This is a genomic window from Streptomyces sp. 4F14 (genome assembly GCF_048159485.1).
In the GTDB taxonomy this organism is placed as follows: domain Bacteria; phylum Actinomycetota; class Actinomycetes; order Streptomycetales; family Streptomycetaceae; genus Streptomyces.
Genome location: NZ_JBLRVY010000039.1, coordinates 35,231 through 56,685, shown reverse-complemented (window position 1 = coordinate 56,685; position 21,455 = coordinate 35,231). Strand labels below are relative to the sequence as shown.

General features: G+C 69.9%; 21 protein-coding genes and 2 pseudogenes. 16 read left to right on the top strand and 7 right to left on the bottom strand.

Translation table 11 applies throughout. The annotated features are described in order from the left end of the window. The first annotated feature begins 13 nt into the window (after nt 1-13). The 8 genes and pseudogenes from ACLZOT_RS43955 to ACLZOT_RS43920 form a co-directional block, all read left to right on the top strand. Complete coding sequence (locus tag ACLZOT_RS43955; RefSeq protein WP_416974860.1) at nt 14-1,186, top strand: amidohydrolase family protein; 1,173 nt, start codon at nt 14-16, stop codon at nt 1,184-1,186. Between the two features lie 75 nt (nt 1,187-1,261). Beyond that, nucleotides 1,262-2,638, top strand: a complete 1,377-nt coding sequence (locus tag ACLZOT_RS43950) for a 3-isopropylmalate dehydratase large subunit (protein ID WP_416974859.1) — start codon at nt 1,262-1,264, stop codon at nt 2,636-2,638. Continuing rightward, nucleotides 2,635-3,249, top strand: coding sequence for a 3-isopropylmalate dehydratase small subunit (gene leuD, locus ACLZOT_RS43945; protein WP_416974858.1), 615 nt, complete (start codon nt 2,635-2,637; stop codon nt 3,247-3,249). Before ACLZOT_RS43950 ends, leuD begins: the two co-directional genes overlap by 4 nt. Before the next feature lie 30 nt (nt 3,250-3,279). Further along, on the top strand, nt 3,280-3,987 hold the full coding sequence (locus ACLZOT_RS43940) for a Sua5/YciO/YrdC/YwlC family protein (RefSeq protein WP_416974857.1): 708 nt from the start codon (nt 3,280-3,282) through the stop codon (nt 3,985-3,987). 56 nt (nt 3,988-4,043) lie between these two features. Continuing rightward, nucleotides 4,044-4,592, top strand: coding sequence for a nitroreductase (locus ACLZOT_RS43935; RefSeq protein ID WP_416974856.1), 549 nt, complete (start codon nt 4,044-4,046; stop codon nt 4,590-4,592). After that, a complete protein-coding gene (locus tag ACLZOT_RS43930; RefSeq protein WP_416974855.1) occupies nt 4,579-5,745 on the top strand; it encodes a serine hydrolase domain-containing protein in 1,167 nt (388 codons plus the stop codon). Before ACLZOT_RS43935 ends, ACLZOT_RS43930 begins: the two co-directional genes overlap by 14 nt. 62 nt (nt 5,746-5,807) lie before the next feature. Next, nucleotides 5,808-6,935, top strand: coding sequence for a DUF2332 domain-containing protein (locus ACLZOT_RS43925; RefSeq protein WP_416974854.1), 1,128 nt, complete (start codon nt 5,808-5,810; stop codon nt 6,933-6,935). Beyond that, nucleotides 6,886-7,749: pseudogene (locus ACLZOT_RS43920) on the top strand (DMT family transporter); the annotation flags it as partial. The gene ACLZOT_RS43925 and the pseudogene ACLZOT_RS43920, both read left to right, overlap by 50 nt. A 55-nt stretch (nt 7,750-7,804) precedes the next feature. Here the strand turns inward: ACLZOT_RS43920 and ACLZOT_RS43915 are convergent. Next, nucleotides 7,805-8,878 (bottom strand): LuxR family transcriptional regulator, encoded by a 1,074-nt coding sequence (locus tag ACLZOT_RS43915; protein WP_416974853.1) that lies wholly within the window; start codon nt 8,876-8,878, stop codon nt 7,805-7,807. Nucleotides 8,879-9,456: 578 nt separating this feature from the next. Here ACLZOT_RS43915 and ACLZOT_RS43910 point away from each other — a divergent pair. Continuing rightward, nucleotides 9,457-9,846 carry a hypothetical protein gene (locus tag ACLZOT_RS43910; RefSeq protein WP_416974852.1) on the top strand — a complete coding sequence of 130 codons (390 nt, stop codon included), beginning with the start codon at nt 9,457-9,459 and terminating at the stop codon, nt 9,844-9,846. 369 nt (nt 9,847-10,215) lie between these two features. Beyond that, entirely contained in the window at nt 10,216-11,883 is a 1,668-nt protein-coding gene (locus tag ACLZOT_RS43905) for a DUF4157 domain-containing protein (RefSeq protein WP_416974851.1), read from the top strand. A 212-nt stretch (nt 11,884-12,095) separates the two neighbouring features. Here ACLZOT_RS43905 and ACLZOT_RS43900 read toward each other — a convergent pair whose 3' ends face one another. The 4 genes from ACLZOT_RS43900 to ACLZOT_RS43885 form a co-directional block, all read right to left on the bottom strand. Beyond that, on the bottom strand, nt 12,096-12,239 hold the full coding sequence (locus ACLZOT_RS43900) for a hypothetical protein (RefSeq protein WP_416974850.1): 144 nt from the start codon (nt 12,237-12,239) through the stop codon (nt 12,096-12,098). Between the two features lie 21 nt (nt 12,240-12,260). Further along, a complete protein-coding gene (locus tag ACLZOT_RS43895) occupies nt 12,261-12,506 on the bottom strand; it encodes a hypothetical protein (protein ID WP_416974849.1) in 246 nt (81 codons plus the stop codon). A 114-nt stretch (nt 12,507-12,620) separates the two neighbouring features. Then, complete coding sequence (locus ACLZOT_RS43890; RefSeq protein ID WP_416974848.1) at nt 12,621-12,872, bottom strand: hypothetical protein; 252 nt, start codon at nt 12,870-12,872, stop codon at nt 12,621-12,623. Between the two features lie 111 nt (nt 12,873-12,983). Continuing rightward, entirely contained in the window at nt 12,984-13,469 is a 486-nt protein-coding gene (locus ACLZOT_RS43885) for a MerR family transcriptional regulator (protein ID WP_416974847.1), read from the bottom strand. Nucleotides 13,470-13,484: 15 nt separating this feature from the next. Here ACLZOT_RS43885 and ACLZOT_RS43880 point away from each other — a divergent pair, with 15 nt between their 5' ends. Both ACLZOT_RS43880 and ACLZOT_RS43875 read left to right on the top strand, forming a co-directional pair. Then, nucleotides 13,485-14,426: an aromatic alcohol reductase gene (locus ACLZOT_RS43880; RefSeq protein ID WP_416974846.1), complete on the top strand. Its 942-nt coding sequence runs from the start codon at nt 13,485-13,487 to the stop codon at nt 14,424-14,426. 35 nt (nt 14,427-14,461) lie between these two features. After that, nucleotides 14,462-15,034: pseudogene (locus ACLZOT_RS43875) on the top strand (transposase family protein); the annotation flags it as partial. Between the two features lie 490 nt (nt 15,035-15,524). Here ACLZOT_RS43875 and ACLZOT_RS43870 read toward each other — a convergent pair. Together ACLZOT_RS43870 and ACLZOT_RS43865 are read right to left on the bottom strand one after the other, a co-directional pair. Further along, nucleotides 15,525-15,713 (bottom strand): YbdD/YjiX family protein, encoded by a 189-nt coding sequence (locus ACLZOT_RS43870; protein WP_416974845.1) that lies wholly within the window; start codon nt 15,711-15,713, stop codon nt 15,525-15,527. Further along, complete coding sequence (locus tag ACLZOT_RS43865; RefSeq protein ID WP_416974844.1) at nt 15,710-17,848, bottom strand: carbon starvation CstA family protein; 2,139 nt, start codon at nt 17,846-17,848, stop codon at nt 15,710-15,712. The genes ACLZOT_RS43870 and ACLZOT_RS43865 overlap by 4 nt, the downstream gene beginning before the upstream one ends. Nucleotides 17,849-18,153: 305 nt before the next feature. On the opposite strand from ACLZOT_RS43865, the gene ACLZOT_RS43860 reads away from it, so the two are divergent. The 4 genes from ACLZOT_RS43860 to ACLZOT_RS43845 all read left to right on the top strand — a co-directional run bounded on the left by ACLZOT_RS43860 (nt 18,154) and on the right by ACLZOT_RS43845 (nt 21,453). Beyond that, nucleotides 18,154-19,695, top strand: coding sequence for a sodium:solute symporter family protein (locus tag ACLZOT_RS43860; protein ID WP_416974843.1), 1,542 nt, complete (start codon nt 18,154-18,156; stop codon nt 19,693-19,695). Continuing rightward, a complete protein-coding gene (locus ACLZOT_RS43855) occupies nt 19,692-20,264 on the top strand; it encodes a sigma-70 family RNA polymerase sigma factor (protein ID WP_416974842.1) in 573 nt (190 codons plus the stop codon). The genes ACLZOT_RS43860 and ACLZOT_RS43855 overlap by 4 nt, the downstream gene beginning before the upstream one ends. Further along, the gene (locus tag ACLZOT_RS43850) at nt 20,261-20,563 is read left to right on the top strand and encodes a hypothetical protein (protein WP_416974841.1); all 303 of its coding nucleotides are present in this window, start codon (nt 20,261-20,263) and stop codon (nt 20,561-20,563) included. The genes ACLZOT_RS43855 and ACLZOT_RS43850 overlap by 4 nt, the downstream gene beginning before the upstream one ends. A gap of 176 nt (nt 20,564-20,739) precedes the next feature. Beyond that, entirely contained in the window at nt 20,740-21,453 is a 714-nt protein-coding gene (locus ACLZOT_RS43845) for an AfsR/SARP family transcriptional regulator (RefSeq protein WP_416974840.1), read from the top strand. Nucleotides 21,454-21,455: the final 2 nt, after the last annotated feature.

The following is a 21,455-nucleotide window of genomic DNA, read 5'->3' as shown; positions in this document are numbered from 1 at the left end:
GGTCACCGTCTCCATGACCACTCATATCGCCGAGACCCCTCTCGCCGAGGAACCCGTGCAGGACAGGCCGCTCCTCATCGACGCGGACTCCCACCTGGAGGACGGCCCGGAGGTCTTCGACTACATCGACGCCGAGTTCGAGCACCGCAGGCCGATCATCGTCGACATCGGCGGCGCGGTGCGTCACCGCCCCACCCGCAACAAGGCATGGCTGGTCGACGGCGAGATGCGGCCGAAGTTCTTCGGCCCCGGCCCCTCCGCCTTCGCCTCGCCGCCCAACTCCGACTGGGCGAAGTCCAAGCCGGTGCCGCCGGGGGTCCAGTCCCTCACCGACATCGACGGACTGCTGGCCACCATGGACCAGGTGCCGCTCGACAAGATCATCGTCTACAGCACGCTGTTCCTGCACCCGCTGACCGAGGATCCCCGCTTCGAAGCCGCGCTGATGGCGTCCTGGAACACGTACATGCACGAGCGGGCGGCGGCGGCCTCCGGGCGGCTCGGCTTCGGCGCGCTCATCCCCACCCGGGACCCCCATCTGGGGGCCGCGCAGATCAAGCGGGCGAAGGAACTGGGGGCGGCCAGCGTCATGCTGCTGCCGGCGGCCGGCCACAAGATGCTCCACGACCGGTCCCTGGATCCGCTGTGGGAGGCGGCCACCGCCCATGACATGCCGGTCAGCGTCCACGTCGGCTGGGCGTTCAAGGGCATCCAGGACAGCTGCGACTGCCTCGCGGCCTCCATGGTCCTCAACTTCGAGATGTCCATGGCCATCGGGATGTTCTCCTTCCTCGCCGGTGGCATCCTGGACCGTTTCCCGACCCTGCGGGTCGCCTTCCTGGAGGCCGGCACGGTGTGGCTGCCCGCGCTCCTGGACCGGATCGAGAAGTGGCGCAAGACCCCGACCGCCGAGATCTGGCCCGCACAGCGCTCGCCCGAGGAGTACCTCTCCTCCGGGCAGGTCTTCTTCACCGTCGAGGGCGACGAGGACAACCTCATCGAGTTCATCGGTGAACGCGGTCACCGGCAGATCCTGGGCTCGGCGGACTTCCCGCACGTGCACTACGCCGGGGCCAAGCTCGGCCAGGGCTTCACCATGCTCCGCGACCACGACCAGCTCTCCGACCTGCAGAAGAAGGAGATCCTGGGCGGCAACGCCAGCCGTTTCTACGGGCTGAAGGCGTAGGCCGTCCCCGTCCGGGGGCCGCCCGGCCCCCGGACGCACTCCCCCGGCTGTCGCCGCGGACGCACAGGAGGCGCCATGAGCGCGCGCACGTTGCTGGACAAGGTCTGGGACGAACACACCATCCGGCGCGGACCCGATGGCGAGGACCTCCTCTACATCGACCGCCATCTGATCCACGAGGTGACGAGCCCTCAGGCGTTCGCCGGGCTCGACGAGCGCGGCCAGGCCGTGCGCCGGCCCGAACTCACCCTGGGCATCAGCGACCACATCGTCTCCACCGCCCCTGACCGCACCGGCGGTGACGAACCGGTCGGTGACGATCTGCTGCGGGCCCTGCGGGAGAACACCCGCCGGCACGGGATCACCCATCTGGACATCGCCGACCCCAGCCAGGGCATCGTCCATGTGGCCGCCCCCGAGCTGGCCGCCGTCCTGCCCGGCATGACCGCGGTGTGCGGCGACAGCCACACCTGCACCCTGGGCGCCCTCGGGGCGCTGGCCTGGGGCATCGGCACCAGCGAGATCGAGCACGTGCTGACCACCCAGACCCTGGCCCAGCGCCGCCCCGGTGTCATCCGGGTCGAACTCGACGGGACCCTGCCGCGCTTCGTGTACGCCAAGGACGCCGCGCTGGCCGTGGTGCGCGCCCTCGGCGTGGACGGCGGACTCGGACACGCGCTGGAGTACGGCGGTTCGACGGTGACCGGCTTCGCGATGGAGGAACGGCTGACGCTGTGCAACATGAGCGTGGAGGCCGGAGCGAAGATCGGCTACGTCGCTCCGGACGCCGTGACCCTCCGCTACCTCACCGCCGCCGGCGCGTCGCCCGACGCCGGGTGGACGGGGTACGCGTCGGACCCCGGTGCCGAGTACGCCCGTACGGTGCGGCTGCGGGCGGACCGGCTCACCCCGCTGGTCACCTGGGGGCTGCGGCCCGACGAGTCGGTCGAGGTGTCGGGGGCGGTACCGGGCAGCGCCACCGCCGCCGGGGTCCCGGCCGACCGGTTCGAGCGGGTGCTCGGCTACATGGGCCTGCGCCCGGGGCAGCGGCTGCGCGAGGTCCCGGTGGATGTCGCGTTCATCGGTTCCTGCACCAACTCCCGGATCACCGACCTGCGCGCGGCGGCCGAGGTGGTGGCCGGCAACGGCCCGGTCGCGGGCGGGGTGCGCGCGGTGGTCGTACCGGGATCCGCGGCCGTGCGCAGACAGGCGGAGGCGGAAGGGCTGCACGAGGTCTTCCTGCGGGCCGGGTTCGAGTGGCGGCTGCCCGGCTGCTCGTTCTGCGTCGGTGTCAACGGCGACCGGGTCGGCCCCGGCCGGCGCGTGGTGTCCACCAGCAACCGCAACTTCGAGGGTCGGCAGGGACCCGGCAGCCGTACCCATCTCGCCAGTCCGGCGGTCGCCGCCGCCAGCGCGCTGGCAGGCACCCTCATCGGCCCGGAGCAGCTGTGACGGACACCTGGGAGACCCTCACCTCCACGGCCGCCTTCCTGCCGTACGACGACATCGACACCGACACGATCATTCCCCAGGTGGAACTGCTCGCCGCCGACCGGGCCGGGCTGGCCGCCGGGCTGTTCGCCCCCTGGCGGTACACCGCGGACCGCCGGGAGCGGCCGGAGTTCGTCCTGAACCAGGCGCCCTACCGCCGCGCCCAGGTGCTCGTCGCCGGGCGCAACTTCGGCTGTGGCTCCAGCCGCGAGCACGCGGCCTGGGCGCTGGCCGCCTTCGGTGTCCGCTGCGTGCTGGCGGCCAGCTTCGGTCCCATCTTCCACCGCAACTGCCTGCGCTCGCGGATCGCGGCACTCACGGTGCCCGCGCAGACCCTCGACGAGTTGCGAGACGCCCTCGGGCCGACGGCCGGACCGGCGCCCCTGCGGGTCGAGCTGGCCGCGGGCCGGCTCACCGCCGGGGAGCGCTCCTGGCCGGTCGAGGTCTCGCGGGCCGTCCACGAGTACGTCGTCGAGGGGCTCGACGAGGTGGCCCGCAGCCTTCGGGCCGAGCCTCAGATCGCCGCGTACGAACACGTCCACCGGGTGCCCCCGCTGTCGCTCGGCCGCTAGTCACCGTCACCTCATCAGACAGGGCTTCAGATGACCGACTTCACCACGCTCCTCCCCCAGGCGGCGCAGACCGCCTTCGACTCCATCGTGGACCGGCAAGGGCTGGCCATCGTCCCCGCCAACGTCGGCTACAGCTTCCTGGGCCATTCACGCGCCAGCATCGAGAAGATGTACGACTTCAAGGGCCGCAGGTACGACAACCCGTGCATAGCCGCCGGCAGCGGCAAGACCTTCGACTCGGTCATGCGGCCGATGCCGGGCGTACTGCGCGCCTGGATCGAGGAGCTGGCCGACTGGACCCCTGTCGCGGTGGTGTGGCGGCTGGACCCCGACGCCCCCGCCGTGCGGCGGCTGGACCCCTGGGTGCTGTCGCGGTGCCGGATCGACGAGACGATGGCGGTCTTCCTCAACACCGGTCCGTTCGTCGAGCACATGGTCTCCCTCGCCGAGGACCGGGGGATCCTGCTCGTGGGTTCCTCGGCCAACCTGTCCGGGGAGGGCAACAGCTACACCTACCAGGACATCCCCGAGTCACTGCGCAAAGCCGCCGACTTCAGCGTCGACGCGGGGCCGGCGACGTACCTCAACGACCAGGGCCGGGCCACCACCATCGTGAACCTCACCAACTTCACCGTCCGCCGCAAGGGCGTCATGGCGGAGGAGATCCTCGCGGACTACGAGCGGATGGCCGCGAGCCGTCCCGAACTGCCCCCCGCGCTGTCGGTGATGGCCAAGTGAGGCCGGGCAACCCGCCGGCGGCGGGGACCGTGAACCGGCCGCCGCGCGCCGCGCGCATGAGCGTCACCGACGCGCTCACCAGCCGCCGCAGCCACCCCCGGCTCAGCGAACCGGCGCCGGACGACGCCGAGTTGCTCGCGCTGATCGAGGCCGCGGCCAGCGCCCCCGACCACGGCAGGCTCCGGCCCTGGCGGCTGATCGTGCTGCGCGGCAGCGGCCGGGAGAAACTCGGCGAGGCGATGGCGGCGGACCGCCCCCTCACGGAACGGCCCCGGCAGCTGGCCAAGGCGCTGCGCGCACCGCTGCTCGTCAGCATCGTCTTCTGCCCCGTGACCGGCTCCAAGGTGCCCCGGTGGGAACAGCTCAGCACCATCGCCTCCATCGTCTACGGCCTCAGCCTGGCCCTGCACGGCCACGGCTACGCCTCGATCTGGCGCACCGGCGATCTGCTGTCCGCGCCGTCGGTCCGGGGGTTCCTGGACCTGGCGCCCGCGGAGGAACTCCTGGGCTGGCTGTTCGTGGGCACGCCGAGCGACGGTCAGGCACCGGGGCCGCGGCCGGTGATCGACATGGTGACGAAAGTGGCGTTCCATGACGAGCGTTGACGTCTCCGGGGCCCGGACCTCGCTCGCCGCGCCCTCGTGGCCGGAGCCCACGCTGCGCGCGCTGCGCCGGACCGCCGAGCGGATCGTGCAGCGCGGGGCCGCGGTCGGGGTCCAGGCGGCTGTGCGCAGCGCCGACGGCCAGCAGCTCGGCTTCGTCTTCGGGCGTACGCATGACGGGGACGAGCTGACCCGGGCCACCCGCTTCCCGCTCGCCGACCACACCAGGACCGTCACCGCCGCCCTCGTACTGGAGGCGCTCAACCGCGACGGGCATCACCCCGACGAACCGCTGGCGCGTTTCCTGCCCGAGTTCGGCGTCAACGGCAAGAGCGGGCTGACGGTGCGGCAGCTGCTGACGGACACCGCCGGCCTGGACGAGTCGCCGGGCCTGTTCACCCACAGCGGCCAGGACCTGTACAGCCGCTTCGGCCGGATCTGCCGGCTGGCACCGTACGAGGGCTGGGACCCGGACGCCGACGCGTGCTACAGCCCGGTCGCCGGCTACGAGGCGCTCGGTCATCTGGTGGAACGCCTCACCGGGCAGCGGTTCGGAGACTATTTCGACGCCACGCTCGGCCCTCATACGGGTGCGCTGGGTTTCCTGACCGACTTCCAGGGCTACCAGCGCCGGCAGGCGGCCGTGGCGGCTCCGTGGACGCTGTACGCCGAGATGCCGCAGTCCGGCGGTGCGCGTCCGGTCCGGCCGCGCCCCGGAGAGCCGAAGCCGTGGCCCTTTCCCATCGGCGGCAGTCCCGCCGTCGGAGCGGTGGGCAGCGCGCGGGACGTGTGCGCGTTGTGGTGGGCGCTGAGCCGGGCGGAGAACGGCGAACCCGGCCACGGGGTGAGCCCGGCGACGGCCCGGCTCATGGTCACCGGTCGCCGCGGCGTGCGCTACGACCGCTACCTGGACCGTGAACGTGACTACGGGCTCGGCGTCATGACCGATCTCGCGAAGGGCCGCCCGTGGGGCTACCCGGCCGGGCTCACCGGGAGGTCGTACGGTCATCTGGGCCTGTCCCAGGTGCTCGGCGGCTATCTGCCCGAGTACGGTGCCGCTTTCGCCCTCGTCGTCAACGGCCGCACCAGCAGGCCGGTCGAATTCGCGGCGATGCGGCTGGTCTTCGACGCATTGATCGGAAACCTCAGAGGGTAGGGACATCTCCTGGCCCCCGATCGGCCACCCCCAACCGCCCACACAGCACCTACAGGGACCCCATGAAACGTGATGTGTCCGTCCCCCCGCCGGACGCCGGACCCGGCGCGGTCTTCTCCTGGTTCGCGGGACTGCGGGAGCGTGACTCGCAGTTGTACGCCCGGCTGTCCAGGCTGGCCGGAGCGGATCCGGGCCTGCTGGCGCCGGTCCTGCCGCTGCCGCCCGGCTCCAACATGCCGCTGCTCTTCTTCGCGTCCGTGCACCATGTCGTGCTCGACGGGGCGCGGCACCCGCTGGCCGACATCTTCCGCGCCCCGGGCCGGGAACTGCCCGCGGACGCGGTGCTCGCCGACGGGCTGGCGTCGTTCCTCAAGACGTACGCGGCCGAGGTCTCGGACCTCATGGCCACCCGTGCCGTCCAGACCAACGAGGTGAACCGCTCGGCCCTGATCGCCCCGGCGATGCGGGTGGCCCGGGAGCTGGCGGGCACCGAGCTGGCCCTGGTGGAGGTGGGTGCCAGCGCGGGGCTCAACCTGCACTTCGACCGGTACATGACCTACTACACCCACCGCTCGCGGCCGACCGTCCACGTCTCGGGCCCGCCCACGGCCGCCGTACAGCTGAAGTGCGAGCTGCTCGGTGACCTGGTCCCGCCGCTGGGCGGCGGAGTCCACCCGGAGCCGGGGATCGGTCCCGCGCTGCGGATGGGCCTGGACCTGGCGCCGGTCTCCGTGCACGACGACACGGAGATGCGCTGGCTGCACGCCTGTGTCTTCCCCGATCAGCCTGAGCGCGCCGCCCGCGCCCGCGCCGCGACCGCCGTGGCGAGGGCCCATCCGGTCCCGATCCACGCCGGTGACGTCCTCGATGTGCTGCCGAAGCTGCTGAGCGGTGTCCCCCGGCATCTCACCCCGGTGGTCATGCACACCTGGGTGCTCGCCTATCTCTCCGACCGGCAGCGCGCCGACTTCGCGGCCCTGCTGGCCGAACAGTCCCGTGAGCGCCGTGTGCTGTGGCTGGGCGCCGAGTGGCCCCAGTACCTGCCCGGCCGGCCGGCCCTGCCGGAAGACGAGGGCACGGTCTGGTCGCTGGCCGATCTGGACGGGGGCGAGGCGCGGCACCACACCTTGGCGTACGCCCATGAGCACGCCACCTGGGCGACCTGGTGCCACAAGACGTCCATCGAGTGAGGGCGGGAAGAGTGACGTGAGACGCATCAGCTGGCCCGTCCGTCTGACGGTGCTGTCCATGACCTGGGGGATGTCCTTCCTCTTCGTCAAGGTCGCCGTCGAGGTACTCCATCCTCTGCAGATCGCCTTCGCCCGTGCCGTCTGCGGGGCGGCCGTCCTGCTGGCCGTGCTGGCCGTGACCGGGCACCGGCTGCCGCGCGGCGGCCGGCTCTGGTGGCACCTGGCCGTCGCGGCGCTGCTCACCAACACGGTGCCGTTCGTGCTGTTCTCGTACGGGGAACAGCACGTCCCGGCGGCGGTCGCGGGCATCTGGAACGCGACGGTCCCGCTGGTGGCCCTGCCCGCGGCCCTGCTCCTCGTGCCGCAGGAGCGGGCCACGGCCGCCCGGCTGGCAGGGCTCGGGGCGGGTTTCGCCGGCGTCCTGGTCGTCCTGGGCGTATGGACCGCCCCTTCGGGCGGCGGGCTCACCGGAAGTCTGTACTGCGTCGGTGCCGCGGTCAGCCATGGTGTCGGCTTTCCCTACATCCGCCGCTTCCTGGCCGAACGGCGGGAGAGTCCGCTCGCCCTGGTGGCCGGGCAATTGCTGTGCGCGGTCGTCCAACTCGCCCTGGTCCAGCCGCTGTCGGGGGCCGTTCCGGTGCGGCTGCCGTGGGACGTGGTCGCCAGTGTGCTGGCCCTCGGCATCCTGAGCACCGGTGTGGCCTATGTCCTCAACTACTCGGTGATCCGTGACGCCGGAGCGGTGGCCGCCTCCACCGTCACCTATCTCATCCCGGTCTTCGCGGCTCTGGGCGGCGTGCTGTTCCTGGGCGAACGGCTGTCCTGGAACCAGCCGCTCGGCGCCTTGATCATCATCGTCGGCGCGGCACTCACCCGCGCTCCCGCGCGTGCTCCGACGGATGCGGAGCTTCGAGGAAGCAGTAGTGGCACATGGCCTCCTCCGGGCTCCGTTGCTGGAGGGACTGGGCGGCCAGCACGCCGGCCTGGAAGCGGCTCTCGGCCCCGAGGAGTCTCATGATGTCGGCGATGTGCCGCCGGGTGGTCCGCAAGGACATGCCGATCCGGCGGGCGATCACCTCGTCCTTGAGGCCGGCCGACAGGAGCTGGATGATCGTCGGGTCCACCTCTTTGGCGATCTCCTCCAGGTTCTCGGGCGCCGCGGGCTGGTAGGGCATGGCGTGCGCCCAGAACTGTTCGAAGACCTGGTGCAGAAACGCGACGATGGACGGCTCGGACGTCACGACGGCCGCGTTCTCGTCGCCGAGCATGGGGACGAACGCGAGCCGGTCACGGTCGAAGATGATCATCCGGCCGACGACCTCGTGGTGGGTGCGGTACTCGGCGCCGAGTTTGCCGGCCTGGGCCACGTACACCTGGCTGGGACCGTTGAACCGGGCCGTGTGGTGGTAGAGCGTACGCATCCGCACGCCTCTGGACAGCAGCGCGCTGTCGCGGGAGGCGGCCTCTGCCAGGGCCTCCGGCTGGCGGTGCCCGCCGGGCTGCATGGTGACCATCTCCTCACGGCATTCCGCGGTGGCCCGGTTCAGGGCGGCCCGGACCTCGTCGAGGCTGGAGATGTTCTCGATCGAGGCGGCGGTGCTGTGGCGGCGGTGCTCGAACTGGTTGCGGAGCCGGGAGAAGTCCTCCGCCAGCCGCTCCAGCCGCAGCTGCTGGTGCTGGATCTCCTCGTGCAGCGGCCTGGTGTGCAGGAGTGCGGCGGCGTCCGGGTCGACGGCCCAGGCCACTGTGGCGTCCTTCTCCAGGCCGACGCGCACCACGTTGAGCCGGACCAGCCGTTCGAAGGCCCGGGATGCCTGATCCGGGCTGATCCCCAAGTCACGGGCGACGGCCTCGAAATCGACGTACTTGTTGTTCAGAACCCATCCGTAGACCTCGATCGCGTGTTCGTCGAAGAGCGGGCTGCCGAATCCACCTGAACTCATGAAGTCGCCTGACTCTCGTTCCATCAGCGGTCGCAAAGCGTTGTCGGGGCCGGCTCCGGTACCCGGAGCCGCACAGTTCAGGGCGTACTGCAACGCACCGAAGGTCGACGACAACTCGCCCTGGCCAATAGACCTGACCGTAAAATCGCCCGGGCTACCGGTCAATGTCGCCAACGGGCAATTTGCGGCCAGCCTGTTGCAAAGAATTCGACGCCACGGCCGTCCTGGCCAGGACGGTGTCGGGCCGGTCCTCCGCCAGTGCCGGGCCGGTCCTGGGCCGGTGCCGGACCGGTCTTGTGCCGGGCGCTCAATCCGCCCCCACGGGTTTGTGACACCGACGCGGCCGACCGGGGCGTGGCGGTGCGCGGTGCCACGGGCGAACGGTGTCCTCGGAACGCAGACGGCTGGGTGGTGAAGTGGGCGCGGAGGGCCGAGAGGCCGACCTGACCGGTCTCGACGAGCCCGGTGGCCCCTGGCGGCGACCTCGTCCCCAGGGAACTTGTCGTCCTGAAGCAGGAGTTCGGAATGCTGATCGAGGTCAGGATCCGCGGCTCGGCGCCTTCCGCGGCGCGCAGGCCATGGCGTACGGCGTACAGGGCGCGGCCTCGGCCGTCCAGGTGCTCGCCTCGGCCGGGGCGGCGGACGGTCATGTCGTGGCGCGGCACCCTGGTCCCGGGCTCCTTCTCGTTCCGGTTCCCGTCGGGGCGGACATCGAGCCGGGCCGCATCTCGTTGAACATTCTGCGGGCTTCCCGCCGGCATCCGCGTCACCACATCTCCGGTCCCGTCGATGACCTGGCGAACCAGCGGGCCTTCAGTCCGGCGGCGTACGCGTCGGTGACCATGGCCGACGCCTGCTGCGGCTTCGTCGCGAACGCGGTCTCCTCACTTCGGGCATCCCGCTACGCGGCCGCCCCAACGTCGTGGCTGTCCGGGTCCCGCAGACGACTCATCCGCCTCACCACGTAGGACACGGCCAAGAAGCCGAGATTGTCCCGGTGTGAAGAGGGAAGGCCGGCAGCCTCATGCAGGGGCGAGATCAAGCCAAGGAGAACCGCTGCATAGCGGGGGTTGTTGAAGGGTCCTAACGTTCCATCACGGGTGTGTCGCTGGGCTTCCTGCCGCTGGAGTGCGATCCCTGACTGCCGATTCGGCGTTGTGTCCCGCCGCGAGGATCGGTTGACCTGCGGTAGAAGCACGTGATGCCCCCAGCTGACGCAGCAGACAGTCCGCTGGACGGCCTATCGGATCGGCTCGGCCATCCCCACTGACCACTGGCACTTCATCCGGCCAGACGCAGCCGCGGGATCGTCAGGCTTCCCACACGAGAGGAAATCCGTGCGCGCGAACGGCAGTTCAAGGAGCAACGAGGAGGAGACCAGCCGGTCATCGGCCAGCGCGTCCACAGGCCGCGCCGCGACGCCGTTTCCCCCGCTCCTGGCCCTCCAGAGCAGCGTCGGCAATGCGGCGGTCGTCCAGATGCTCCGCCGGGCCGGGCATATCCAGGAACAGGACCGGCACGAGCACGACGCCGAGTGCGGGCATCAGCAGGCCGAGCCACCCGTACAGCGCTCCACCGTTCCCGATGTCCTGCGTTCCCCCGGACGTCCTCTCGACGACGACACACGCGCGGAGATGGAGCGCGGGCTCGGGGCGGACTTCTCCGACGTGCGGGTGCACACCGGAGAAGCGGCTCGCCGGTCGGCTGCCGAGATCGACGCTCGGGCCTACACCTCGGGCAGCCACGTGGTCCTCGGTGAGGGCGGCACGGACCGGCACACGCTGGCCCACGAGCTGACCCACGTCGTACAGCAACGCCGAGGGGCCGTCTCGGGTTCCGACACGGGGCAGGGTTTCCAGGTGTCCGATCCCGCCGACAAGTTCGAACGCGAGGCCGACGCCACCGCGTCCCGCGTCGTGGCACAGGCTTCGCCCGTCCCGGCGGCCCCGGCGCCCTCGTCCTCAGGAGCCACGGGCCGTCAGCAGGACACCGGGGTCCAGCGTGCCCCGAACAAGAAAAGAAAGCTCGGCCCGGCCCCCGGCCAGGGAACTCTCATGCAATTCGGCGTCACCGCGCCGCTCGCGGCGGAGCAGGAGCGCGCGGGGGCGTCAGATGAAGCCGGGCGGAAGGCCATGTTCATAGCGGCACTCACCGAGAAGTTCAGGAGTTCGGGCGAGTGGACGGTCAGCGCAAACGGAAAATACGCGATCAGGAATGAGACACAGTCGGGGCCGCATGATTACCAGAACGAGCCGGAGGTGGAGAGTCTTCGCTGGATCAGCACTGTCATGAAAAGGTATCTGATAGCCGACGGCATGGATCCCACCGAGGTTCAGGCGGCAATAGGCGACAAGGGCGATCTGATCATTTCCACCAACAAAAAAGAGGTGAACGAGTATCTGAACAAGCGGCTCGGTGACGGGAGGTCGCTGATCGGCACCGCGCTCGAAAGTGGACCGGTCACAGAGCAGGGATGGGAGAAGGAGCGGCCTGCGGGAAGCCCGTCGGACGAAAAATCCAAGGAGGCTGCCGTAGGTCGGGAGAGGCGCCACTTCGAGAAACTTGGACTGCTGACCAGTCAAGAGGATGCCGAGGTATCGGCAAGGTACAGAAGAGTTCTGGACGCCTTTGGGACGGGTGTAGTGGTCGCCAGTGACGGTGATCCCGGCCTGCATGCGGAACGCCGTATCAAGATCCGTAACGGAAACAAGACCCCGGATTACCTGGCAGGCACCAAACGGCCATGTGCCACATGTTTCAGCGAGCTCTACCCGGAGGCATCGGAGGGAGATATCGACAATCCGAACGCGGTGCGACCAGGAATATTCTTTTTCGATGAATGGTCGAACGTCGGCATTCCGGAATACCAGGACAGTCTCACTCGAACTCCGAGCCAGCGGGCGAATGACATGTTCAATCGAATCAATAAAAAGGTCCCGCGCACGCACGTGAGCAAGGCGAAAAATGGTGCGATTGTTCGCGGGACTGGATCGGATTCGGATTGAACTCGATTCTTCGGCGGGGTTTGGTCGTTGAGCAAGGGTCTTCAGCGGTGACGCTCCGACACTCAAGGCGGGCGAAGGCCCGCTCGACGGGCCGAGTGGGGCGTGTGCGCGGTTGACGTCGGCTTGTCCGGTGGTCAGCGGCCGTCCGAGGTGTCGTTTGAAAGGCACCTGGAAGATCCCGTCGGTGGCGAGGGCCGGGACGGTCAGGCGGATCAGAGACAGGGGCTTCCTTCCTCCAGCGGCCGGGCTTGCCCCGCTTCGTCGGCCTGCCCGGGGGTCTCTTCCTGCGGCACGGCGTCCGGTTCGGGCTCGGGATGGTGGGCGCGTTGGACGGTCAGGAACGCCAGGGCGAGCATGGAGTTGTTCTCCTCGATCCTTCACCGTACGCCGGGCCGGCGTACGGCCTCGCCGCGGTGGTGGAAGAGGAAGCAGGCGTACTCGAAGTCGATGCGGCCACCGGCGAGTTGCTTCTTGGCAGTGGAACGGCGGATCAACAGCTGGCGGGCGAAGCCCTCGGCGGAGTCCCGGCCCGGCAGGGGCACCCCGAACCATGTCCAGTCGGCCGGGATTGCGCGGGCAGCGAGGAGGGCTCCGATCGCCTGGTCCAGGGCGCGGGTCGGCAAGGAAGGGCCAGCACGGCACTCCGGACGAAACATCATCACGCAACGGCCCCTGGGCATCCTCTATGGGGTCCGTCCAGCCAGCGCGCACCTTGAAAGCGACCAGCCGGGGTCCCCTCAGGTGCCGTCGCCACGCACAGCGGCCCGCAGGTCCACCGGACAGGCGTGGAAGCGGTGAGCGGTGAGCAACTCGCCCTGCCCGTCCAGGACATGAGGATGACCGGGGCGCTTGTGCGGCTTTCCGGTGAGGGCGGTGTACGCGATCTCGGCGGCCTCGGCGTCGAAAGCCGCGTCCGTGCAAGTGATCGTCGTCCACGCGGCCTCGTCAATGGCGGCGCTGCGCCCACCGGACCTTCTCGCGCTGGGCAACCGTGAAAGAGAATCGTGTGCCCGGCCAGCAGGGTGTGAACGGCTTGGACGACGTCGCCCACAGGTCGGGGCGCCATGTCCCTCCCCCCCCCGGGTCCCGGGGGTTGCGAGTCACGCTGGGGTCAGCAGGTCTGCGTGGCCCGTTCGCCGGAGGTAGTCGATCACCGCGTCTCGGCTCTTCTCCAGGCACACGATCCTGTTCTCGACGACGCGCAGCTCGCGAGCGAGCTCCTCTGCCAGGGTCTGGGTGCACGCGCCTGCTGCGTCCTGGGCCGAGGGAGCCTCGATGTCCAGCACGATCTTGATCATCCTCGTCGACAGGCCGGCCTCGACGAGCGCCCGGACGTGACGTGCATGCTCGACCTGGTCCTCCGAGTAGTCGCGGTAACCGTTGGCCGACCGCGACGACTCGATGAGCCCCTGCTGCTCGTAGTAGCGGAGCATCCGGGCCGGGGCTCCTGTCTTCTGGGCGGCCTCGCCGATCTTCATCCCTCGCTCCTCCTCGCCAGCCGGCGACTTGACCTTGACACTGATGTCAAAGTTTACGGTGACTCTCAAGACCCCAGCGACCAGAACACACTGGGGAAAGACGAACACGAGAGCGATCTTCAGATGACCAACGACAGCTCGATCCCCACCTCCCGGGACATCCTCATCATCGGAGCCGGGGAGCTCGGCATGCCCGTCATCCGCAACGTCGTCCGACGAGCGAAGGACGTGGAGGGCTCTTCCGTCAGCGTGCTCCTGCGGGCCGGCGCCATCGCGTCCACGGCACCCGACAAGCAGCGCGACGTCGCTGAGATCAAGAACCTGGGGGTGAAGATCGTCGAAGGCGACCTCGTGAAGAACACCGTCGACGAGCTCGCCTCCGTCTTCGCCGACTACGACACGGTCATCGGGTGCACGGGCATCACCGCCGGCCTCGAAACCCCCATGAAGGTCGCCCAGGCCGCCCTCCAGGCGAAAGTCCCGCGGTACTTCCCGTGGCAGTTCGGCGTCGACTTCGACGTCATCGGCCGAGGGAGCCCGCAGGACATCTTCGACTCCCAGCTGGACGTCCGTGACCTGCTCCGGTCCCAGGACCAGACCGAGTGGGTCATCATCTCCACCGGCATGTTCATGAACTACCTCTTCGAGCCCGGCTCGGGCATGGTGGACCTGCCCGGCGACACCGTCAACGCGCTGGGAAGTCTCCAGACGGCGGTCACCGTGACGACACCCGAAGACATCGGCGTCCTCACCGCGGACATCCTCTTCGCCGAACCTCGCATCCGCGACGAGATCGTCTACCTCGCCGGTGACACCATCACCTACGGCGAACTGGCCGAGACACTCGAGACCGTGCTGAAGCGTCCGTTCCACCGTGAGGTGTGGACGGTTCCGTCGCTGCTCGACGAACTGGCCGCCGACCCGGACAACATGACACGGAAGTACCGGGCGGTCTTCGCGCAGGGCCGCGGCGTCGCGTGGGCGAAGGACGACACCCACAACGCACGCCACGCGATCCCCGTCACTGGCCTCCGCCAGTGGGTCGAGGAGAACCTCGCTGGCTGACGCATCCCCGGCCCCTGCGCGCGGGCGGCATCGGCCGCCTCGCAGCGGGTTTTCGCGTCGGGATCGCGACGGTCCACCGGTACATACGCGAGGCCGTCGGCCTCCTGGCCGCTCAGGCGCCCACGCTGGAACAGGCCATGACGACGGTGCGGAAGACGGCGTACGTGATCCTCGACGGAACCGTGCTGCCGATCGACCGCATCACCGCCGACCGCCCGTACTACTCAGGGAAGAAGAAGCACCACGGGATGAACGTGCAGGCCCTCGCGGATCCAGCCAGCCGTCTGATCTGGGCCGCGGACGCGCTACCCGGAGCCGTGCACGATCTGACCGCGGCCCTGACCCATGGCATTCCCGCCGCTCTCGCCGCCGACGAGATCAAGTGCTGGGCTGACAAGGCGTACCAGGGCGCGGGCCCTGCTGTCCGCGTCCCGTTCCGAGGCAGGAATCTGCGCGGCCGACGTCGGCGTCACCACCACGATCAAGCCAAGATCCGCAGCCTCGGAGAACACGCCATGGCCAGCCTCGAATGCCGGCGGCTCCTGCGGAAGCTCCGTTGCAGCACCACCCGGATCACCGTCGTCGTCCGGGCCGTCGCCGTCCTCTGACTCACCACTTGATCAAGACGGAAAAGGCTCATGGTCCCGTGAGGGCAGAACGCGAATTCGGTGCGCACGCCTATCCGGCCTGTCGCGTCCATGGCCCGGAGCGTGTTCACGGCCTCGACCATCAGGCGGGCGGAATCGGCCGAGCCCTCGGACCTGTTTCGCCTTCGGGGCGATGTCCGGGGATATCACCTGGTCCTCGTCACGATTCCCCTTTCGATCCGGCTCTGTCTTGGCATACGCAGCGCGCCGGAACAAGGTCGGCTCCGGGTTTCACCGGAAGGTTTCTGCCCACACGATCCGGTCCCCCGCCGGGACGGCGGATCGAGCGATCGGCTCAAGACCGCCGGCCCCACGTCGTCACGGGCCATGGCGAACCGGCCGCCGTAGCGCGTGGCTCCGGTACAGCGCGGTGCGCGCAGACCGAACGCGACAGTCCGTCAGGGCCGGTGGAACGGCGCGGGCGAGCGCTGTTCCACCGGCCCTGGGCGAGTCAGCAGCAGCGGCCCTGTGTCCGGTTCTCCTGCTGGGCGGTGCGCAGTATTTGATACTCGCGGCGGGTCGGCACCGGGGCCAGCGGGTGGTGGCGTAGATGCCGTTGGCAGTAGCGGTCGTACTCCGCTTCTCCGGTCAGCTCGCGCAGGTACCAGCGGACGGCGCGCGCCCAGCGGCGGACGGTCATGGGTGGGCTCCGGCCAGCGGTTCGGCGGTCCGGTCGGGTACGTCGATGCGGGACTCGACGTACGGCGCCTCGGTGGTCGGCGCCGGGGCGCCGGACCGTACGGCGCGCACGCAGACGACCGCCGCGTTGCCGAGCACGAGGGCGACCAGCACCAGGAAGAGGCTGATGAGGACGCCGTCGACGGTGGAGTTGGTGATGACGGTGTGCATGTCGTCGACGGTCTTGGCCGGGGCGAGGATCTTTCCGGCGTCGAGGGCGTCGGCGTACTGGGACCGCTGGGCGAAGAAGCCGATCTTCGGGTTGTCGGAGAAGATCTTCTGCCAGCCGGCGGTGAAGGTGACCGCGGTGATCCAGGCCAGCGGAGCGCCCGTGACCCAGGCCCAGCGCAGCCGCCCGGACTTGATCAGGACCGTGGTGCAGACGGCGAGGGCGATGGCCGCGAGGAGCTGGTTGGCGATGCCGAAGAGCGGATAGAGCTGGTTGATTCCGCCGAGCGGGTCGGTGGCGCCGGTGTAGAGGAAGTAGCCCCAGGCGGCGACGACCAGCGCGCTGCACAGCCAGATGCCGGGCTTCCAGTTGACCCGGCCGATGGGCTTCCAGACGTTGCCGAGCATGTCCTGGAGCATGAAGCGGCCGACCCGGGTGCCGGCGTCGACCGTGGTCAGGATGAACAGCGCCTCGAACATGATCGCGAAGTGGTACCAGAACGCCTTCAGCGCGCTGCCGCCGAAGACGCTGGAGAAGATCTCGGACATGCCGACGGCGAGGGTCGGGGCGCCGCCGCTGCGGGCGATCAGGGTGTGCTCCTCCACCGCCTTGGCCGCCTGGGTGAGCTGGTCGGGGGTGATGGTGAAGCCGAGCCCGGTGACCGCGTGGGCCGCGGACTCGGCGGTGGTGCCGAGGAGTCCGGCGGGGGCGTTCATCGCGTAGTAGAGGCCGGGGTCCAGGGTCGCGGCCGCGATCAGGGCCATGATCGCGACGAACGACTCCATCAGCATGGCGCCGTAGCCGATCATGCGGACCTGGGACTCCTTCTGGATCAGCTTCGGTGTCGTACCGGAGGAGATCAGGGCGTGGAAGCCGGACAGGGCGCCGCAGGCGATGGTGATGAACAGGAAGGGGAAGAGGGAGCCGGCGAAGACGGGGCCGGTGCCCGAGGTCGCGAACTTGCTGACGGCGTCCGCCTGCAGCTGCGGCGCGGCGACGACCACACCGATCGCGAGGAGCGCGATGGTGCCGATCTTCATGAAGGTGGAAAGGTAGTCGCGGGGGGCGAGCAGCATCCACACGGGCAGCACGGAGGCGACGAAGCCGTAGCCGATCAGGCACAGGACGAGCGCGGTCGGGCTGAGCGTGAAGACGTCGGCGAGGGAGGAGTCCTGGATCCAGCGGCCGCCGACGATGGCCAGGAGCAGCAGCACCACCCCCATGACGCTGGCCTCGATGACCCGGCCGGGACGGATCCGGTGCATCCAGAAGCCCATGAACAGGGCGATCGGTATGGTCATGCCGACCGAGAAGGTGCCCCACGGGGAGTGGGCGAGGGCGTTGACCACGACCAGGGCCAGCACCCCGAGGAGGATGATCATGATGGCGAACACCGCGATCAGGGCGGCGGTTCCGCCCACCCGGCCGATCTCCTCGCGTGCCATCTGGCCGAGCGACTTGCCGTCCCGGCGCATGGACAGGAACAGCACCACCATGTCCTGGACGGCTCCGGCGAAGATCACCCCGGCCACGATCCACAGCGTGCCGGGCAGATAGCCCATCTGGGCCGCGAGCACCGGCCCGACGAGGGGCCCGGCGCCGGCGATGGCGGCGAAGTGATGGCCGAGCAGCACGCGGCGGTCCGTCGGCTGGAAGTCGACGCCGTCCTCCAGGCGTTCGGCGGGGGTGGCCCGGCGGTCATCGGGTTCGAGCACCCGACGGGCGATGAACCGCGAGTAGAAGCGGTAGGCGATGGCGTACGAACCGAGCGCGGCGACCACCAGCCAGATGGCGGAGATCCGCTCGCCCCGGGCCAGGGCGAGCACGCCCCAGGCGGCGGCACCGAGCAGGGCGACGACGGTCCACAGAGCGATCGACCGTGGGGATGTCCGTTCCTTTTCCGGCGACTCAAGGGTGGCTGCGGGCATGGCGGCTCCAAACCTGGCGGGTGTGGCATCGGACGGGGACCGCGGCCAGCGACACCGGTGCGGTGCGTGGACGGGCGGCGAGCGGTGGCAGTGCCCCGGCCTCGCCTTCCGTACCGGGCCATGACCGTCCCGCGTCATGGCCTGCGCACCTCTCCTGCTCGCTGTCGGTCTGTGCAAGAGTTGCCGGGCCCACGGAAGCGGATGACAGCGAATCCCAAAAAAAATCCCGCCGGTTCCGTGTCCTCCGTTCCGGCAGACCACGCAACTCTTGCGTGAGGGATCAGGCACCCCAAGGACGGTGACCCATGGCCAGCGGCACCATGACCGCGTCGTTCCTCGCCGTGATCGGCGGGGCGTCGCTGCTGGCCGTCACCGCACGACGCCTGCACCCCAGCGACCGGCTGCCGTCCCTGGAGGGCTGGGCGCTGGCCGACCGCCGGCTGGGCCCGGTGTGGACGTGGTTCCTGCTGGGCGGCACGATCTTCACCGCGTACACCTTCACCGCCGTACCGGGTCTGGTGTACGGCAACGGTGCGGCGGCCTTCTTCGCGGTGCCGTACACGGTGCTCGTCTGCCCGCTCGCCTTCGTGCTGCTCAGCCGGCTGTGGACGGTGGCCCGTCGGCACGGCTACGTCACCGCCGCGGACTTCGTGCGCGGGCGGTACGGGTCGCCGCCGCTGGCCCTGATGGTCGCGCTGACCGGGATCCTGGCGACCGTGCCCTACCTCGCACTCCAACTGCTCGGCATCCAGGCGGTGTTGACGGCCGGCGGGTTGTATCCGCGGGGCGCGGCGGGGGACTTGGTGATGGTGGCCCTGTTCGCCGGGCTCGCGGTGGCCACCTACCGGCACGGGCTGCGCGCGCCCGCCGTGATCTCCGCGCTCAAGGCGGTGGCCGTCTTCGTGTCGCTCACCGCGGTCACCTGGCTGGTGCTGGAGCGGCTCGGCGGCCCGGGTGCCGTCTTCGACGGAGCGGCCGAGCGGATCGGCGGCTCCGCGCTGCTGCTGACCCCGCCCCAGCAGCCCGCGTACGCCACCCTCGCGCTGGGATCGGCGCTCGCCCTGCTCATGTACCCGCACGTCCTGACGGCGGGGTTCGCCGCCGACGGACCGGACACCCTGCGCAAGGTCTCGGTGGCGCTGCCCGCCTGGACGGGGCTGCTGGCGCTGTTCGGGTTCCTCGGCATCGCGGCGCTCGCGGCCGGAGTCCGGGTACCTCAGGGCGAGGCCGAGACGGCCGTACCGATGCTGGTCGACCGGCTGATGCCGGCCCCGCTGGCCGGGCTGGTGTTCGGGGCCATCACCATCGGGGCGCTGGTCCCGGCGGCCGTGCTGTCGATCGCGGCCGCCACCGGCTTCGTGCGCAACGTGTACGTCGAGTACCTGCATCCGACGGCCACGCCCAAACGGCAGGTCCGGATCGCCAAGGCCGTGTCGCTCATCGCGAAGGCGGGTGCGGTCGCGTTCGTGTTCGGGCTGCGCGACCAGGACGCGATCAACCTCCAGTTGCTCGGCGGGGTCTGGATCCTGCAGATCTTCCCGTCCGTGGCCATCGGGCTGTTCACCGGGCGGCTGCATCCCCGGGCGCTGCTCGCCGGCTGGGGCGTGGGCATGCTGGCCGGAACCCTGCTGGTCGTCCGCGAGGGTTTCTCCTCGATCGTGCCCCTCGGTTTCGGGCGGCTGGAGGTCTACGCCGGCTTCGCGGCGCTCCTGCTCAACCTGACCGTCGCCGTGGCCGGCACCGCCCTCCTCGAACGTCTCGGCGTCCCGCGCGGCGCCGACCTGACCGACCTGCCGTCCCGCCTGACGCTCAGGCGGCGCCCGGAGACGGAAGCGAACCAGCCATGAGACGCAGACACCCGATACCGGTGGCCGAGCCACGCGTGGAGACCCGGACCTTGACCCCCGTACCGGCCGACCCGGCGGAGCGGGAACGCGAGTCGGAACTCGCCCGGCTCTTCGAGCTGCACTACACCCCGATGCTGCGGCTGGCCACGCTGCTCGGCGCGGACGACCCGGAGAACGTGGTGGCCGAGGCGTACTACGAGATCTACCGGAAGTGGCGCCGGCTCAGGGACGCCGCGGCGGCGGAGGCGTATCTGCGCTCCACGGTCTGCAATCTCACCCGGATGCGGATACGGCACCTCCAGGTCGCCCGCAAGCATGTGGAGAACCCGCCCGAGGAGACCGTCGTCTCCGCCGAGAGCGCCGCGCTGCTCCGCGACGACCAGCGCGTCCTGATCGGCGCGCTGCAACAGCTGCCGGCCCGGCAGCGTGAGGCGCTCGTGCTGCGGCACTGGCTCGGGCTGAAGGAGGGGGAGATCGCCGCCGCGATGGGCATCTCCGGCGGTTCGGTGAAGACGCACACCGCGCGCGGACTCGCCGCGCTGACCCAGGTGATGGAGGCCCGGCGATGAACGACACCGATCCGGACCGCACGGAGCGGGAGCTGGCCGAGGCCCTCGCCGCCCTCGCCGAGGGCGTACAGGGCGCCCCGGACGCCTACCGCACGGCCCGCGGCGAGTGGCTGCGCCGCGAACGCCGACGCCGGCTCGTCCTCGCCGTGGTCATCGCCGTCGTGTTCACCCTGGCGACGCTGATCGGACTGTGGGTGCTGAACCAGGCGCCGTCGCGTTCGGGGGTGATCTTCACCGGCAGCGGACCCGCCGACGCCGGCCCGCTGTTTCCCGGGCCCGGCTCGCCCCGAATTCGGTAGATCAGCACAGCGGGGGAAGTATTTGCGGCACGGAAAGACATCAGGTCACTTCTGTGGCCGAAAGAGCAGAAGCCGAAAGAGCAAAAATGTATTTTTTTGTACTCGGTCCGCTGAAAGTAGTAGCCGACAACACCCCCATCGCTCTTGCCGGAACTCACCAGCGCACAGCCCTCGGGATGCTGCTTCTGCGTGACAATCGCGTCGTCACCACCGACCGGCTCGTGACCGCCCTGTGGAGAAACAACCCGCCCGCGACCGCCGGCAAGATGGTGCACAAGGCGATGGCCAGGCTCCGCGCCCTGCTGGCCGGCTCGTCCGCCTCCAGAGCCGAACTGGAACTCGTCACCGGCAAGGGCGGCTACACGCTGCACGTCGACCCCGCGCGGCTCGACTGCACGCGGTTCTTCACCCTGATCGGCCGGTCCCGGCAGGCGTACCTCGCCGGATCCCCGGTCACCGCGACCCGCGCCCTCACGGCGGCCCTGTCCGTCTCCCGGGGGCCGGTGCTGGAGGACCTGGCCGAGTCGGGTATGTCCTGGCCCGAACTGCGTGCCCTGGAACACCGGCGCCAGACCGTGCTGGAGGACCTCTTCGGCATCGCGCTGTCCTGCGGAAGCCACCGCGACATCGTCGCCGACCTGGTCTCCCTCACCGAACTCCAGGTCCCCCACGAACGCATGACCGGCCAGTGCATGGTGGCCCTCTACCGGTGCGGACGGCAGCTCGACGCCCTGGCCGTGTACCGCCGTACCCGGCTCGCGCTCCTCCAGCGGCTCGGCCACGAGCCGGGCCAGGACCTGCGCGATCTCTACCTGCGCATCCTCAACCAGGACACCTCCCTCGACTGGAACCCCGACAACTCCCCCGTGCCGGCCTGCACCGCCTGGTGACC

Excerpts from the sequence above, each read along its gene's own strand:
- ACLZOT_RS43900 (WP_416974850.1), bottom strand. The coding sequence starts at position 12,239 with ATGCTCGCCCTGGCGTTCCTGACCGTCCAACGCGCCCACCATCCCGAG.
- ACLZOT_RS43940 (WP_416974857.1), top strand. The coding sequence starts at position 3,280 with ATGACCGACTTCACCACGCTCCTCCCCCAGGCGGCGCAGACCGCCTTC.
- ACLZOT_RS43855 (WP_416974842.1), top strand. The coding sequence starts at position 19,692 with ATGAGACGCAGACACCCGATACCGGTGGCCGAGCCACGCGTGGAGACC.
- ACLZOT_RS43880 (WP_416974846.1), top strand. The coding sequence starts at position 13,485 with ATGACCAACGACAGCTCGATCCCCACCTCCCGGGACATCCTCATCATC.
- ACLZOT_RS43930 (WP_416974855.1), top strand. The coding sequence starts at position 4,579 with ATGACGAGCGTTGACGTCTCCGGGGCCCGGACCTCGCTCGCCGCGCCC.
- ACLZOT_RS43915 (WP_416974853.1), bottom strand. The coding sequence starts at position 8,878 with ATGAGTTCAGGTGGATTCGGCAGCCCGCTCTTCGACGAACACGCGATC.
- ACLZOT_RS43955 (WP_416974860.1), top strand. The coding sequence starts at position 14 with ATGACCACTCATATCGCCGAGACCCCTCTCGCCGAGGAACCCGTGCAG.
- ACLZOT_RS43860 (WP_416974843.1), top strand. The coding sequence starts at position 18,154 with ATGGCCAGCGGCACCATGACCGCGTCGTTCCTCGCCGTGATCGGCGGG.
- ACLZOT_RS43935 (WP_416974856.1), top strand. The coding sequence starts at position 4,044 with ATGAGCGTCACCGACGCGCTCACCAGCCGCCGCAGCCACCCCCGGCTC.
- ACLZOT_RS43845 (WP_416974840.1), top strand. The coding sequence starts at position 20,740 with ATGCTGCTTCTGCGTGACAATCGCGTCGTCACCACCGACCGGCTCGTG.
- ACLZOT_RS43870 (WP_416974845.1), bottom strand. The coding sequence starts at position 15,713 with ATGACCGTCCGCCGCTGGGCGCGCGCCGTCCGCTGGTACCTGCGCGAG.
- ACLZOT_RS43910 (WP_416974852.1), top strand. The coding sequence starts at position 9,457 with ATGGCGTACGGCGTACAGGGCGCGGCCTCGGCCGTCCAGGTGCTCGCC.
- ACLZOT_RS43850 (WP_416974841.1), top strand. The coding sequence starts at position 20,261 with ATGAACGACACCGATCCGGACCGCACGGAGCGGGAGCTGGCCGAGGCC.
- ACLZOT_RS43950 (WP_416974859.1), top strand. The coding sequence starts at position 1,262 with ATGAGCGCGCGCACGTTGCTGGACAAGGTCTGGGACGAACACACCATC.
- ACLZOT_RS43865 (WP_416974844.1), bottom strand. The coding sequence starts at position 17,848 with ATGCCCGCAGCCACCCTTGAGTCGCCGGAAAAGGAACGGACATCCCCA.
- ACLZOT_RS43925 (WP_416974854.1), top strand. The coding sequence starts at position 5,808 with ATGAAACGTGATGTGTCCGTCCCCCCGCCGGACGCCGGACCCGGCGCG.